This window comes from Streptomyces sp. NPDC055287 (assembly GCF_053646035.1).
On record NZ_JBSHNE010000001.1, the window covers coordinates 717,212 to 731,608 of the forward strand.

The following is a 14,397-nucleotide window of genomic DNA, read 5'->3' on the forward strand; positions in this document are numbered from 1 at the left end:
TGTCTTGAGTACCGAAGCGTTTGTGTACGACGCGATCCGCACCCCGCGCGGACGCGGCAAGGCCAATGGCGCCCTGCACGGAACCAAGCCGATCGACCTCGTCGTCGGCCTCATCCACGAGATCCGCCGCCGTTTCCCCGACCTGGACCCGGCCGCCATCGACGACATCGTGCTGGGTGTCGTCGGCCCCGTCGGTGACCAGGGATCGGACATCGCCCGGATCGCCGCCATCGCCGCCGGACTGCCGGACACGGTCGCGGGCGTACAGGAGAACCGCTTCTGTGCCTCCGGCCTCGAAGCCGTCAACATGGCCGCGATGAAGGTCCGCTCGGGCTGGGAGGACCTGGTCCTCGCAGGCGGCGTGGAGTCCATGTCGCGCGTCCCGATGGCCTCGGACGGCGGCGCCTGGTTCGCCGACCCCATGACGAACTACGAGACCGGCTTCGTCCCCCAGGGCATCGGCGCCGACCTCATCGCCACCCTTGAGGGCTACTCGCGGCGCGACGTCGACGAGTACGCCGCGCTCTCCCAGGAGCGGGCCGCCGAGGCGTGGAAGGACGGCCGCTTCAACCGCTCCGTCGTGCCTGTGAAGGACCGCAACGGCCTGACCGTCCTGGACCACGACGAGCACATGCGCCCGGGGACCACGGCCGATTCCCTGGCCGCGCTCAAGCCGTCCTTCGAGATGATCGGCGAGCACGGCGGCTTCGACGCCGTGGCGCTCCAGAAGTACCACTGGGTCGAGAAGATCGACCACGTCCACCACGCGGGCAACTCCTCCGGCATCGTGGACGGCGCCTCGCTCGTCGCGATCGGCTCCCGCGAGGTCGGCGAGCGCTACGGCCTGACGCCCCGCGCCCGTATTGTCTCGGCCGCCGTGTCCGGCTCCGAGCCGACGATCATGCTGACGGGCCCCGCGCCGGCCACCCGCAAGGCACTCGCCAAGGCCGGCCTGACGATCGACGACATCGACCTGGTCGAGATCAACGAGGCGTTCGCCGGTGTCGTCCTGCGCTTCGTCAGGGACATGGGCATCTCCCTCGACAAGGTCAACGTCAACGGCGGCGCCATCGCCATGGGCCACCCGCTGGGCGCCACCGGCGCGATGATCCTCGGCACGCTCATCGACGAGCTGGAGCGCCGCGACCAGCGGTACGGCCTGGCCACCCTGTGCGTCGGCGGCGGCATGGGCATCGCCACCGTCATCGAGCGTCTCTGACCGTCCCGTCCCACCCCTTACGGAGAAGAAAACTCATGAGCGAGAGCACCACCATCCGCTGGGAACAGGACGAGACCGGTGTCGTCACCCTCGTCCTCGACGATCCCAACCAGTCCGCGAACACCATGAACCAGGCGTTCAAGGACTCCATCGCCGCCATCGCCGACCGCGCGGAGGCCGAGAAGGACTCCATCCGCGGCATCATCTTCACCTCCGCCAAGAAGACCTTCTTCGCGGGCGGCGACCTCAAGGACATGATCAAGGTCGGTCCGGAGAACGCCCAGCAGGCCTTCGACACCGGTACGGCGATCAAGGCATCCCTGCGCCGCATCGAGACCCTCGGCAAGCCCGTCGTCGCCGCCATCAACGGCGCGGCTCTCGGCGGCGGTTACGAGATCGCCCTCGCCTGCCACCACCGCGTCGCCCTCGACGCGCCCGGCTCGAAGATCGGCCTGCCCGAGGTCACGCTCGGCCTGCTCCCGGCGGGCGGCGGAGTCACCCGTACGGTGCGTCTGATGGGCATCGCGGACGCGCTCCTCAAGGTTCTGCTCCAGGGCACCCAGTACAACCCGCAGCGCGCTCTGGAGAACGGCCTGGTCCACGAACTCGCCGCCACGCCCGACGAGATGCTCGCCAAGGCCCGCGCCTTCATCGACGCGAACCCCGAGTCCCACCAGCCCTGGGACGTCAAGGGCTACAAGATCCCCGGCGGCACCCCGTCCAGCCCCCGCTTCGCCGCCAACCTCCCCGCCTTTCCGGCCAGCCTCAAGAAGCAGACGGCCGGCGCCCCCTACCCGGCCCCGCGCAACATCCTCGCGGCGGCCGTCGAGGGCTCGCAGGTCGACTTCGAGACCGCGCTGACCATCGAGGCGCGGTACTTCACCGAGCTGGTCACCGGGCAGATCGCCAAGAACATGATCCAGGCGTTCTTCTTCGACCTCCAGGCCGTCAACTCCGGCGCGAACCGCCCCAAGGGCATCGAGCCCCGCCCCGTCCGCAAGGTCGCCGTCCTCGGCGCCGGGATGATGGGCGCTGGCATCGCGTACTCCTGCGCCCGCGCCGGTATCGAGGTCGTCCTCAAGGACGTGACGGCCGAGGCCGCGGCCAAGGGCAAGGCATACTCCGAGAAGCTGCTCGCGAAGGCCCTGTCGCGCGGTCGTACGACCGAGGCGAAGCGGGACGCGCTGCTCGCCCTGATCACGCCGACCGCCGATCCCGCGGACCTGGCGGGCTGCGACGCCGTGATCGAGGCGGTGTTCGAGGACACCTCGCTCAAGCACAAGGTGTTCCAGGAGATCCAGGACATCGTCGAGCCGGACGCGCTGTTGTGCTCCAACACCTCCACGCTCCCCATCACCGGCCTCGCCGAGGGTGTCTCGCGTCCCGTCGACTTCATCGGGCTGCACTTCTTCTCGCCCGTCGACAAGATGCCGCTCGTCGAGATCATCAAGGGCGAGCAGACCGGCGACGAGGCGCTGGCGCGCGCGTTCGACCTCGTCCGCCAGATCAAGAAGACGCCGATCGTCGTCAACGACTCGCGCGGCTTCTTCACCTCGCGGGTCATCGGCCAGTTCATCAACGAGGGCGTCGCGATGGTCGGCGAGGGCATCGAGCCCGCGTCCGTCGAGCAGGCGGCGGCGCAGGCCGGCTACCCGGCGAAGGTCCTCTCCCTCATGGACGAGCTGACCCTCACCCTCCCGCGCAAGATCCGCAACGAGACGAAGCGCGCGGTCGAGGAGGCCGGCGGCACGTGGCCGGGGCACCCGTCGGACGCGGTCATCGACCGCATGGTCGACGAGTTCGGGCGTACGGGCCGAAGCGGCGGGGCGGGCTTCTACGAGTACGGCGAGGACGGCAGGCGCACGCGCCTGTGGCCCGGACTGCGCGAGCACTTCACGAAGCCGGGTGCCGGGATTCCCTTCACCGAGATGAAGGAGCGGATGCTCTTCTCCGAGGCGCTGGACACGGTCCGCTGCTTCGAGGAGGGCGTACTGACGTCGGTCGCCGACGCCAACATCGGCTCCATCATGGGCATCGGCTTCCCGGCCTGGACGGGCGGCGCGATCCAGTACATCAACGGCTACGAGGGCGGTCTGCCCGGCTTCGTGGCCCGGGCGCGCGAACTGGCGGCGACGTACGGCGAGCGCTTCACGCCGCCGGCGCTGCTGGTGGAAAAGGCGGAGCGGGGCGAGAAGTTCAGCGACGCGTAACCCTGCCCCCGGGGCCTCGGACGCCGGGCAGGCTGGATGTGGCGCCGAGCGGGAAACCTCCCGCTCGGCGGCAGCTCTCAGCCCCTCGGGCGTTCGAGGCCCGGGGTCCGGGCGGAGCCCCGGATCACTCGGCCGTGAACGCCGCCCGCAGCTCCTCCTTCAGTGACCGCTGAAAAGCCGTCACCAGCGCCTGCACCACCATCGGCTGCATGTGAGCCGACAGCGACTTCATCGCCTTCACGTGCTCAGGGTCCGACTCACGCTCGCGGTACGGACCCCACACCTCGTCCTTGAAGAGGTTCGCCAGCGCGTGCGCCACCGACCGCGTGTGCTCCAGCAGGATCGCGCGGGCCGCGAGGATCGTCTCGTGGGCTATGGGAACGCCGAGGAGCTGTACGCCGAGGGCCAGCAGCCCCGGGTCGACGCGATAGGTGTCGGGGGAGTCCGCGCGCTCCAGGACCTCCATCGCGGCCAGCCGGTCGATGTCCTCCTCGGACAGCGGCCGCCCCGCCCGGCGTTCGAGCTCCGCCCGGGTCGCGTCCTCCGCCGAGTCCGGCGCCCAGCTGGCCACCAGCGCACGGTGGATCGCGAGATCGTGAGCGCTCAGGTCGGCCGGCAACTGCTCCAGGTAGCGCTCGATCGCCGCGAGCGTCATGCCGTGGTGCTGGAGCTCCTCGATGAGCGCCAGGCGGGACAGGTGGGCGGGCCCGTAGTGACCCACGCGGCGCGGGCCGATCACCGGCGGCGGGAGCAGACCGCGCGTGCTGTAGAAGCGGACCGTACGCACCGTGACCCCGGCTCGTGCGGCCAGCTCGTCCACCGTAAGCGTCGGCTCCTCGGTGTCCGTCGTCATGACTGCGCCTCGCTTCCCACTGCTGTGCACCGGCTGAACCAGCCTCCGTGCTGCGCTGCAGTGCAACAGTATTGCTGTCTCACCAGTGTTGTGAAAGCGCGCGGACGAGATCGCCGCCCCTACGCCGCCGAAGCCCGACTGTCAGTGGCGGACCGTACGGTGGTGCCATGTCCGGGATCAGATACGTACGGGGGGACGCCACCGCGCCGCAGGGCAAGGGCGTCAAGATCATCGCGCATGTCTGCAACGACCTGGGCGGCTGGGGCAAGGGCTTCGTGCTCGCGCTGTCCCGCCGCTGGCCCGAGCCGGAGGCGGCCTACCGGCGCTGGCACCGAGAGCGGGCCGCCAACGGCTTCGGCCTGGGCGCGGTCCAGTTCGTACCGGCCGGGCCGCCGTACCTATGGGTGGCCAACATGGTGGGCCAGCGCGGCATGCGGACCGGCAGCAAGGGCGTGCCGGTCCGTTACGACGCGATCGACACGGCGCTGGAGGCCGTGGCGGCCAAGGCGGCCGAGCTGGAAGCGTCGGTCCACATGCCACGCATCGGCTGCGGGCTCGCGGGCGGGAAGTGGTCGCGGATCGAGCCGCTGATAGGGGAGCGGCTGGTGGCTCGGGGCATCGCGGTCACGGTCTACGACCACGACTGAGCGGCCTGCCCAAGGGGTCGGCGCCGGCCGTCCCGCTGCTCGCTGCCTCGTAGCAGTGACCGCCCGAGCGCACGGTGATCCGGCGCTCGCGGTTGGCCGGTTGCCGACGAACTCGGCGAGCTAGCGCCGCCACCACCTCGTCCGCCGTGGTGGCCACCACGACGTAGTCCGGTGTGGCGATCCAGCGCTGGTTGAACCCCCGGTGCAGCGCGTCATAGCGCGCGTCGTCGGGACCCACTTCGATCGGACCGGCAATCACGGCATCCCCCAAGGCAGATCCGGCAGACATCCGCATACTCACGCTGAGTTACCAGTACTGTGCGTTGCGTCCCTGAACTCGTTCGGGTGCATGCCGCCAAGGAGCGCGCGCCGCCCGGCGTGGCACCTGGACAACGGTCGGGAAGGGCGCGTCAGGCGAAGTGGTGCGCCAGAGGCGCGTGCGGGTCTTGAGCGGCCGACTGCGGGGCGTGGTCCACGTGGACCGTGGCGCCGGCCAGTCGGCCCACCGCGTGCAGCAGCGCGTGCTCCGCCGCCACCGCGACCGCGTGCGCCTGGACCACCGTCAGGTCGGGGTCGACCACCACCGACGTCTCGGCGCGCAGACTGTGGCCGATCCATCGCATGCGTACGGCGCCCACGGCCCGCACGCCCTCGACATGGGACAGCGCGTGCTCGGCCTCGTCCACCAGCGCCGGGTCGACCGCGTCCATCAGCCGGTGCCAGACCTCCCGGACCGCGCCGCGCAGCACCAGCACGATCGCGGCCGTGATCACCAGCCCGATCACTGGGTCGGCGTAACGCCAGCCGAGCGCCGAGCCGCCCGCGCCCAGCAGCACGGCGAGGGAGGTGAAGCCGTCGGTGCGGGCGTGGAGCCCGTCGGCGACGAGAGCGGCGGAGCCGATCTTCTTGCCGGTACGGATACGGGCCCGCGCCACCCACTCGTTCCCCGCGAAGCCGATCAGGCCGGCCGCGGCCACGGCCGGGAGGTGGCTGACCTCCTGCGGATCGAGCAGGCGCCGTACCGCCTCGTACCCGGCGAACACCGCGGACGCGGCGATCACGAGCACCACGAACACGCCCGCCAGATCCTCGGCCCGCCCGAAGCCGTAGGTGTAGCGGCGGGTCGCCGCGCGTCGCCCCAACAGGAAGGCGACGGCGAGGGGGAGCGCGGTCAGGGCGTCGGTGGCGTTGTGGACGGTGTCACCGAGGAGCGCGACCGAGCCGGACAGGGCGGCGACCACGGCCTGGGCGACGGTGGTCGCCGCCAGGACGCCGAAGGAGAACCAGAGGGTCCGCAGCCCCGCCGCCGACCCTTCCAGCGCGGAGTCGATCCGGTTCTGATGACCGTGATGGTGATGTGCGTGTCCGTGTCCGCGACCATGCCCGTGACCCGTCATGTCCACCACCGTGGCACACCGACTCCCCTGCGGCCACTGCCGAAAAACCGCCCGTGACCAGGTGCGAACCGCTCGCGACTGCAGCGCCGGATCAGCGGCCGCCGGCCACCACCGGGTAGTGGTCGCTCAGATTCGTGTACGTGTACTGCTTGCCCCAGCTGGAGACGGTCCAGGGCGCGCTCTGCTCCTTGATCACCTCGTTCGTCCAGCCCGCGGGCTTCACGTGCCCGGCGCGGTGCAGAACGTAGTCGAGGTCCTCGCGCGGGTCGTCCGGGTAGCGCTCGGAGGCGATCGAGTTGTCGGCCGTGTCGAAGGAGTAGGGGTGACCGGTACGCGCGTCCTCGCCGGTCAGGCCGCCGTCGGACAGCATCGTGGCGTACTCGGGGCTGTGCGAGTCGACATTGAAGTCACCCGCGACGACGACCTGCTCGGAGGCGGGGATGCTCTTGCCGTCGAGGAAGGTGTCGATCGCCTTGAACTGCCGGCTGCGCATCTGGGCGGCCTCGCCCGCGCCGCAGCCCGGGTCGGTCGACTGGGCGTGCGTGCCGACGACGTGGACCTTGGTGCCGTTCACGTCCAGTACGGCGTACACGAAGCCCTTGTTGGAGTACCAGTCGGCGCCGCACGCGTCCTTGTAGACGTACTGCTCCTTGCGCACGACCGGCCACTTGCTGAGGACCGCGACCCCGCCGTCCTCCGGCGTCGTCGAGGAGTACGACCCGCCGGTGGCGTCCCAGCCGGTCCGGCTGCGGCCCATGACCGGCGTCTGGTGCGGGTACTGCGCCGCGGCGTTGCTCTTCAGGGCGTCGGAGGCGCCGTTGTCGAAGGCCTCCTGGATGACGACGACGTCGTTGCCCTGGAAGAAGGAGGCCGCCGGTATGGCCTTCGCGCGGTGGTCCTGGCCCCAGTTCGGGTAGAGGTTCTTGCTGAAGAGGAAGGTGTTGTACGACAGCACCTTCAACGACGGCACCGCGACGGAGCCGGAGGTGGATGCCGCGACCGGGGCGGCGGAAGCCCCCGGTGCTGTAGCGGCCAGTGTGGCGGCCGCGAGTGCGGTGGCCAGGGCTGCGCCAGGGGTGCGGCGGAGGGCGGAGTGCGGCACTGGGACTCCCGTTGAGGGTGGGGGGCAAGGGTCCGGCGCGGCACATCAAATCAGCCGGAGTTACCTTCCGGTAGCCATTGGGCGGCGAATGTCTTGCAGGAGGCACACGATCTCCCCAACTCCCCCTGCCGGCGAGCCGGGTGCGCCTGCGCGACCGCCCACGCGAGGCCCTGGGGCGACCTCGCCTGCGACGACCTCGCGGCATGCGGGGGAGCGGGAGGAAACTGCCGGCACCGAGGGGCTGCCGCCGCCCGCATCCGGTACCGCCGCCGCCAGAACCGGAATCGCATACTGGAAGCATGGAGATCAGTGAGCGGGACCCCGCGCCGCCTCCGCCCGGCGGCGTCCTGTGGTCCGTCGCCGGTGACGTGCGCGCGCTGCTCATGCTGCCCGCCGCGCTCACCCTGCAGGTCGCCCGCCCCGCCGTCGGCGCCGGCGTCGACCAGCACTCCGTCTTCCGCACGGACCCGTGGGGACGCGGCGAGCGCTCGCTGCGCTCCGTACAGCTGTGGGTGTACGGAGCGGGGGCGGGCGCCGAGGAGGGCCGCCGGCTCCGGCAGCTCCACAAGACCATTCAGGGCGTTGATGCCCACGGCCGCCCCTACCACGCCCTCGACCCGGCCCACTACTCCTGGGTCCACGCGACCGGCTTCCCCTGCTACCAGCACGCGCTGCGCCATCTCTGGCGGCCGCTCACCGAGGCGCAGGAGCGGCAGCTGTACGCGGAGTGGCTCCAGGTCGGCCGCATCCTCGGCATCAACGACCGGGACATGCCGCTGACCGTCGAGGAGTTCTGGCCGTACTACCGCAAGATGCTGTCCGAGGAGCTGGAACCGACTGTCGTCGTGCGCGAACTGATCGCCACCGACGCCCCGGTGCCCGCCCCCGACCGGGGACCGCTGCCGCTGCGTCTCGTCCTGCGCGTACTGTGGCCGGTTCTGCTGCCGCCGCTGGCCCGCTTCCGGGCGTTCGTCACCGTCGGCTACATGCCGCCGGACGCGCGCGAGGCGCTGGGGCTGGAGTGGAGCGACGTACAGGAGCGCAGATTGCGCCGGTTCAGCCGCGTCGTGCGCATCCTGGTGCCGCTGCTGCCCGAGCGGCTGCGCTATCTGCCCCTGGCGCGCGAGGCCAGGGCGCGGCACCGCCATCAGGTCGCCCCAGTCGACCGAGAGCGCTCTCAGTAATCCACTCGGAGCATGCTCCCGCCCGCCCGCTCCCGTCAACACTTGAACGCGCGACGGTCGGAGGTGCCCCCAACTCCCGTCTGTGTCATATGTATTGACACGTGTGTTTCATGAGTTTTACGTTCCCTGCTATCTGAGAGCGCTCTCGGACGCCCTTCCCCCACCATCAGAGGTGCCGTCCATGCCAGCTCCTCCCTCGAGAACCGCCTCCGCCCTCCTCCTCGTCTCCGCCCTGACCGCCCTCGGCCTCGGCTCGGCCGCCACTCCGGCGGCCGCTGCCACCATCCCCGTCGGGTCCGGCAGCTACTCAGACGTCCGCCCCGCCGGAACCTCGGGCCCCACCACCAACACCGGCACACCCGTCACCCCCAAACTCACCCCGGCCGCGAAGGACAAGCCGCTCCCCACCAACGACTGGTGGTCCTCCCTCGCCTTCCAGCGGTACGGCGACAACCCGCACTCCACGCCCATGTACGGCCACCCGCTCACCTACCAGGCCACCGCCGCCGGCCTGGAAGTCGGCTACCCGACCACCCCCGCCGTCGTCGGTGAGGGCCGCCAGTACGAGTACGCCCACAAGCGCGACCTCACGCTCGGCCTGACCGGCCTCAACTCCCCGGACACCAAGGCCGACGACTGGTCCGACTGGACCGTGACCCCCTACTGGTCCGACGGCGCCCGCACACTGCGCACCACCATCGGTCACGGCCTGCCCTTCGTGTACGCCAAGGGCTCGGGCGCCGGCGCCCAGATCACCACCGCCGCGGCTCCCACCGTCTTCGCCGACCAGGGCAACGTCCTCGGCATCACCGTCGCCGGCCACCACTACGCCCTCTTCGCGCCGACCGGCAGCGACTGGAACATCGCCGGCTCCACGCTCACCGCCGGCCTCGGCGCCAAGGACTACTTCTCGCTCGCCGTGCTGCCCTCCACCGACGCCCTGGCGACGTACAAGAAGTACGCGTACAGCTTCGTCACCGGATCGAAGGCGAGCTGGAGCTCCACCGGCGGCACGGTCAGGGCGACGTACGCCCTCACCACCGAGGCGAAGGAGGGCAGCGAGACGGGCACGCTCCAGGCGCTCTACCGCCACCAGTGGCTGCACACCTCCGACCCGCTCACCCCGTACACGTACGTCTCGCCGCGCGGCACGATGAAGGTCCGCGAGGGTGCCTCCTTCACCACCAGCCAGCGGGCCTCCGGTGTGCTCCCCGCCCTGCCGCAGTCGAGCGGCGTCGACAAGGCCCGGCTCAGGGGCTATCTGAACGAGGCGGCGAACGCCGCCGACCCGTTCTCGGGCGCCACCGACACCTACTGGACCGGGAAGGCGCTGGGCCGCCTCGCCCAGCTCGTACCGGTCGCCGACCAGATCGGTGAGACCGCCGTCCGCGACAAGCTTCTCGGCCTGATGAAGGGCCGCCTCCAGGACTGGTTCACGGCCGGCGGTGCCAACGAGTTCTCGTACGACAAGACCTGGAAGACACTGACCGGCTACCCGGCGTCGTACGGCAGCGACACCGAGCTCAACGACCACCACTTCCACTACAGCTACTACGTCTACGCGGCAGCGATCGTCGCCCAGTACGACCCGGCCTGGGCCGCCGACTCCGCGTGGGGCGGCATGGTCAAGACGCTCGTACGGGACGCCGCCAACCCCAGCCGCACGGACACCGCCTTCCCCTTCCTGCGCGGTTTCGACGTGTACGCCGGCCACAGCTGGGCCTCCGGCCACCAGGGCTTCGCGGCGGGCAACAACCAGGAGTCGTCGTCGGAGTCCACCAACCTCAGCGCAGGACTCGTCCTCTGGGGCGCGGCCACCGGTGACACGGCCCTGCGCGACCTCGGCACGTACCTCCTGACCACCGAGTCCGAGGCGATCGCCCAATACTGGTTCGACGCCGACGAGCAGGTCTTCCCGTCCTCCTTCGGCCACGACACGGTCGGCATGGTGTGGGGGAGCGGCGGGGCATACGCCACCTGGTGGACGGCCACCCCGGAGGAGATCCACGGCATCAACGTCCTCCCGGTGACCGGTGGTTCACTGCACCTGGGCGGTGAGAAGGCCGCCATCCGGCGCAACCTCGCCGAGATGGAACGCGAGAACGGCGGACCCGCCGTCGAATGGCGCGACATCCTGTGGGAGTTCCAGTCGCTCGCCGACCCGGCCGCCGCCAAGGCCAAGTGGGACGCCGGAAACGGCTCCTACACCCCCGAGCAGGGGGAGTCCAAGGCGCACACCTACCACTGGATCAGCACGCTCGACACGCTCGGCGCACCCGACGCGACCGTGAGCGGCGACATCCCGACGTCCGCCGTCTTCACCAGGGGCACGGTACGGACGTACGCCGCCCACAACCACACCTCCACCGCCCGTACGGTGACCTTCTCGGACGGCGGGAAGCTCACCGTCCCGGCCCGCTCGACAGCGACGGGCACCGGCACCGGCGGCACCGACCCGGACCCGGACCCCGAACCGCCCACCGGCAACACCTTCCAGCTGCGCACCGGCGGCGCCCTCACCACCACCACCGGAACCACCGCCGCCACCGACACCATCGCCTCGGCGGGCGGCGCCAACCACGACGGCACCCCGCACCAGCCGCTGACGTACACCGCCAAGGGGGTCAACGGCACGCTCAAGTCAGGTACGCCGACGGCCTTCCGCCTCCAGGTCGACGCGGGCACCACGGTCGGCCTCGGCCAGCAGGCCCGCGTCAGCTACGACCTGACGGGCGACGGCACGTACGAGCGGACGGAGACCTACCAGTACTTCGCGACCGACCCGGTCGCGGGCTGGGAGGAGTACACCCAGGCGCGCGGCCTCAAGTCGGCCACCGGCACGCTCGGTGATCTCAAGGGAGGCACCGTACGCCTCGAAGTGTGGAGCGCCATCGGCAACGGCACGGCCAAGCTCCGCACCGGAACGGGCGATTCGGTGCTGGTGATCCCCTTCCAGTAACCGGACCGCACCCCCCACGCGGCGGGTCCCGGCCGTTCAGGCCGAGGCCCGCCGCACCAGCTCGGTCGGCATGATCACCGAGGCCGGCGCGTCGCCGTCCCCGGCACCCTCGCTCAGGACCCGCATCAGCAGCCTGACCATCAGCCGCCCCATCCCCTCGATGTCCTGGCGGACCGTGGTCAGCGGGGGCTGGGCCGATTCGGCGACGCGTGCCACGTCGTCGAACCCGACGAGCGCGATCTCATCCGGCACCCGCCGCCCCCGCTCCCGCAGCACCCGCAGCGCTCCCGCCGCCATCAGGTCGTTCGCGGCGAAGACGGCATCCAGATCCGGCCTGCGCGCCAGCAGTTCCGCCATGGCGCGCGCACCGCTGTCCTCGGTGAAGTCGCCCTGCGCGGTCAGGGCGGGATCGGCGTCGAACAGTACGTCGCGGTAGCCGTCGGCGCGGTCGAGGGCGGAGGTCTGGTCGCGGGGGCCGGCGATGTGCGCCACGCGTTCCCGGCCGAGGCCCACGAGATGGCGTACGGCGGTCCGGGCGCCGCCCCGGTTGTCGCAGTCGACGTACGGGACGGCGGCCGCACCGGAGCCGGGACGGCCGCCGAAGACGGTCGGGACCTTGGTACGGCGGATGAGGGCGGGCAGTCCGTCGTCGTTGTGCAGCGAGAAGGCGAGCGCGCCGTCGACATGGCCGCCCGCCAGGTAGCGGGAGATCCGGTCGTAGTCGCCGGGCCCCTCCACCCACAGGAGGACCAACTGCGAGTCGTTCGCCGTCAGTTCCCTGCTGATGCCGCGCACCTGCTGCTCGAAGAAGGGGTCCGAGAAGATCCTGAACTCCGGCTCGGCGATGATCACGGCGACCGCGCCGCTCTGCCGCGTGACGAGGGACCTGGCCGCCTGGTTCGGGACGTACCCCAGCTCCTCGACGGCTTCCCGCACCTTGTCGGCCAGCGGCCGCCGCACGCCCGCACCGCCGTTGACGACACGCGAGGCCGTGGCCCGGGAGACTCCGGCGCGGGCGGCTACGGCTTCGAGAGTGGGGCGGGACCCAGCGGGCTGCTCGGGCAAGGCGGGCGCTCCTCGGCGGCTCGGGAGAGGGCTGCTGGGAGGGAGGATATCTGCAGCCAGGACCGCGTGAGAGCGCTTTCAGTCACTCGCACGCGGACGCCGCCGCCCCTTCGTGCGGGGCGGCGGCGCGGCGTACCACCGGTCAGTGGTGGCCGTGCTCGTGAATCGTGTTCGTCGCGGCGATCTTCTTCCACGACTTGGGCTGCGCGGGCTTCGCCTCCTCACCGGCGTGCGAGCGCGCGATGCGCGACTCGGCCGCCGCCCGGGCGCCCGGCTTCGACGGCTGGTACAGCCAGGTGTCGAAGAGTCCGGCGAGCGGCTTGCCCGAGACGCCCTCGGCGTACTTCACGAAGTCGGCGACGCTCGCGTTGCCGTGCGCGAACTTGGCCGGCCACCCCTTCAGGATCGTGAAGAAGTCCTCGTCACCGACCTCGTTGCGCAGCGCCTGCACGGCCAGTGCGCCCCGGTCGTACACGGCGATGTGGAACTGGTTGTCCGGCCCCGGGTCGCCCGGCTCGACCGTCCAGAAGGGGTCGTCGGCCGCGCGCGTCTCATAGGCGTAGTCCGCGAGCTCCTGCGCCGTGCCCTCCCCTTCCTTCTCCGACCACAGCCACTGGCTGTAGCGGGCAAAGCCCTCGTTGATCCAGATGTCCTTCCAGCCCTTGACGGAGACGCTGTCGCCATACCACTGGTGGGCCAGTTCGTGGACGACGACCGAGACGTTCGAGCCGTTCGCGAACTGCCGGGGGCTGTAGAACGGCCGGGTCTGCGTCTCCAGGGCGTAACCGCTGGTGACGTTCGGGACGTAACCGCCGAGCGCGTTGTAGGGGTACGGGCCGAAGACCTCGGTCAGGTACTCCGCGACCTCGGTGGTCCGCTCGATGCTCGCGCGCGCGGCGCCCGCGTGGTCACCGAGGTCCTTGCTGTACGCGTTGAGCACCGGCAGCCCGTCGGCCGTCCTGTCCGTCGTGATGTCGAACTTGCCGACCGCGAGCGTGGTGAGATAGCTGGCCTGCGGCTTGTTGGAACGCCAGTTGTAGCGGGTCCACCCGAGCCGCGAGCTCTGCGACTGGAGTACGCCGTTGCTGATGGCCTGCGTACCGTCGGGCACCAGGACGGAGACGTCGTACGTCGCCTTGTCCAGCGGGTGGTCGTTGCTCGGGAACCACCAGACGGCCGAGTCGGGCTCCTGAGCGGCGACGCCGCCGTCCGGGGTGCGGTGCCACGCGGTGTAGCCGCCGATCTTCAGCTGGGAGGGCTTTCCTGCGTACCGGACGACGACCGAGACGGCCCGGCCCTTCTCCAGCGGGGCCACGGGGGTGACGACGAGCTCCTGGTCGCCCTCCTTGACGAACTTCGCCTTCTTTCCGTCGACCCGCACCTCACTCACCCCCAGACCGAAGTCCAGATTGAAGCGCGAGAGCTTCTGCTTGGTGGTGGCGAGGATCGTCGCCGTGCCCTCCAGCAGGTCCGTCGTGGGCTGGTACTTCAGGCGGAGATCGTAATGGGACACGTCGTATCCGCCGTTGCCACTGGCCGGATAGTAGGTGTCGCCGATGCCCGGAGCGCCGGGAGTGAAATCTGCGGCCGATGCCGGGATCGCCAGCAGAAGTGAGGCCGCCAGCGCGCCCGGGGCGATGAGTCTGCGGTGCACGGATGCTCCAAGTGGTCAGTCCGAAGGATCTGTTCGCACCTTATTCAGCTCACATGCCACCAGTCATGTCCATGGTCGCTCCTGTCACACGACTGCCATCCGGCCGA

The 14,397-nt window shown here is 70.6% G+C and carries 11 protein-coding genes; 5 read left to right on the plus strand and 6 right to left on the minus strand.

Annotated features, from left to right (window positions below):
- Positions 1 to 4: 4 nt before the first annotated feature.
- Positions 5 to 1,219: an acetyl-CoA C-acetyltransferase gene (locus ACWIHY_RS03100; protein ID WP_454373795.1), complete on the plus strand. Its 1,215-nt coding sequence runs from the start codon at positions 5 to 7 to the stop codon at positions 1,217 to 1,219.
- Between the two features lie 35 nt (positions 1,220 to 1,254).
- Complete coding sequence (locus ACWIHY_RS03105; protein ID WP_454373796.1) at positions 1,255 to 3,429, plus strand: 3-hydroxyacyl-CoA dehydrogenase NAD-binding domain-containing protein; 2,175 nt, start codon at positions 1,255 to 1,257, stop codon at positions 3,427 to 3,429.
- Positions 3,430 to 3,553: 124 nt separating this feature from the next.
- Here the strand turns inward: ACWIHY_RS03105 and ACWIHY_RS03110 are convergent, their stop codons facing one another.
- Positions 3,554 to 4,282, minus strand: a complete 729-nt coding sequence (locus ACWIHY_RS03110) for a MerR family transcriptional regulator (protein ID WP_454373797.1) — start codon at positions 4,280 to 4,282, stop codon at positions 3,554 to 3,556.
- Between the two features lie 167 nt (positions 4,283 to 4,449).
- Here ACWIHY_RS03110 and ACWIHY_RS03115 point away from each other — a divergent pair, with 167 nt between their 5' ends.
- Positions 4,450 to 4,929, plus strand: coding sequence for a macro domain-containing protein (locus ACWIHY_RS03115; protein WP_454373798.1), 480 nt, complete (start codon positions 4,450 to 4,452; stop codon positions 4,927 to 4,929).
- Here the strand turns inward: ACWIHY_RS03115 and ACWIHY_RS03120 are convergent.
- The 3 genes from ACWIHY_RS03120 to sph all read right to left on the minus strand — a co-directional run bounded on the left by ACWIHY_RS03120 (position 4,907) and on the right by sph (position 7,428).
- Positions 4,907 to 5,188 (minus strand): hypothetical protein, encoded by a 282-nt coding sequence (locus ACWIHY_RS03120; protein ID WP_454373799.1) that lies wholly within the window; start codon positions 5,186 to 5,188, stop codon positions 4,907 to 4,909. The two genes, ACWIHY_RS03115 and ACWIHY_RS03120, sit on opposite strands and share 23 nt — an antisense overlap.
- A gap of 151 nt (positions 5,189 to 5,339) precedes the next feature.
- Positions 5,340 to 6,326 carry a cation diffusion facilitator family transporter gene (locus ACWIHY_RS03125; RefSeq protein WP_454373800.1) on the minus strand — a complete coding sequence of 329 codons (987 nt, stop codon included), beginning with the start codon at positions 6,324 to 6,326 and terminating at the stop codon, positions 5,340 to 5,342.
- A 91-nt stretch (positions 6,327 to 6,417) separates the two neighbouring features.
- Positions 6,418 to 7,428, minus strand: coding sequence for a sphingomyelin phosphodiesterase (gene sph / locus ACWIHY_RS03130; protein WP_454373801.1), 1,011 nt, complete (start codon positions 7,426 to 7,428; stop codon positions 6,418 to 6,420).
- Between the two features lie 299 nt (positions 7,429 to 7,727).
- On the opposite strand from sph, the gene ACWIHY_RS03135 reads away from it, so the two are divergent.
- Both ACWIHY_RS03135 and ACWIHY_RS03140 read left to right on the plus strand, forming a co-directional pair.
- Positions 7,728 to 8,612 carry an oxygenase MpaB family protein gene (locus ACWIHY_RS03135; protein WP_454373802.1) on the plus strand — a complete coding sequence of 295 codons (885 nt, stop codon included), beginning with the start codon at positions 7,728 to 7,730 and terminating at the stop codon, positions 8,610 to 8,612.
- A gap of 181 nt (positions 8,613 to 8,793) precedes the next feature.
- Positions 8,794 to 11,571: a glycosyl hydrolase gene (locus ACWIHY_RS03140; protein ID WP_454373803.1), complete on the plus strand. Its 2,778-nt coding sequence runs from the start codon at positions 8,794 to 8,796 to the stop codon at positions 11,569 to 11,571.
- Between the two features lie 36 nt (positions 11,572 to 11,607).
- On the opposite strand, the gene ACWIHY_RS03145 is transcribed toward ACWIHY_RS03140, so the two are convergent.
- Both ACWIHY_RS03145 and ACWIHY_RS03150 read right to left on the minus strand, forming a co-directional pair.
- Complete coding sequence (locus ACWIHY_RS03145; protein WP_454373804.1) at positions 11,608 to 12,636, minus strand: LacI family DNA-binding transcriptional regulator; 1,029 nt, start codon at positions 12,634 to 12,636, stop codon at positions 11,608 to 11,610.
- A 142-nt stretch (positions 12,637 to 12,778) separates the two neighbouring features.
- On the minus strand, positions 12,779 to 14,290 hold the full coding sequence (locus ACWIHY_RS03150; protein WP_454373805.1) for a M1 family metallopeptidase: 1,512 nt from the start codon (positions 14,288 to 14,290) through the stop codon (positions 12,779 to 12,781).
- Positions 14,291 to 14,397: the final 107 nt, after the last annotated feature.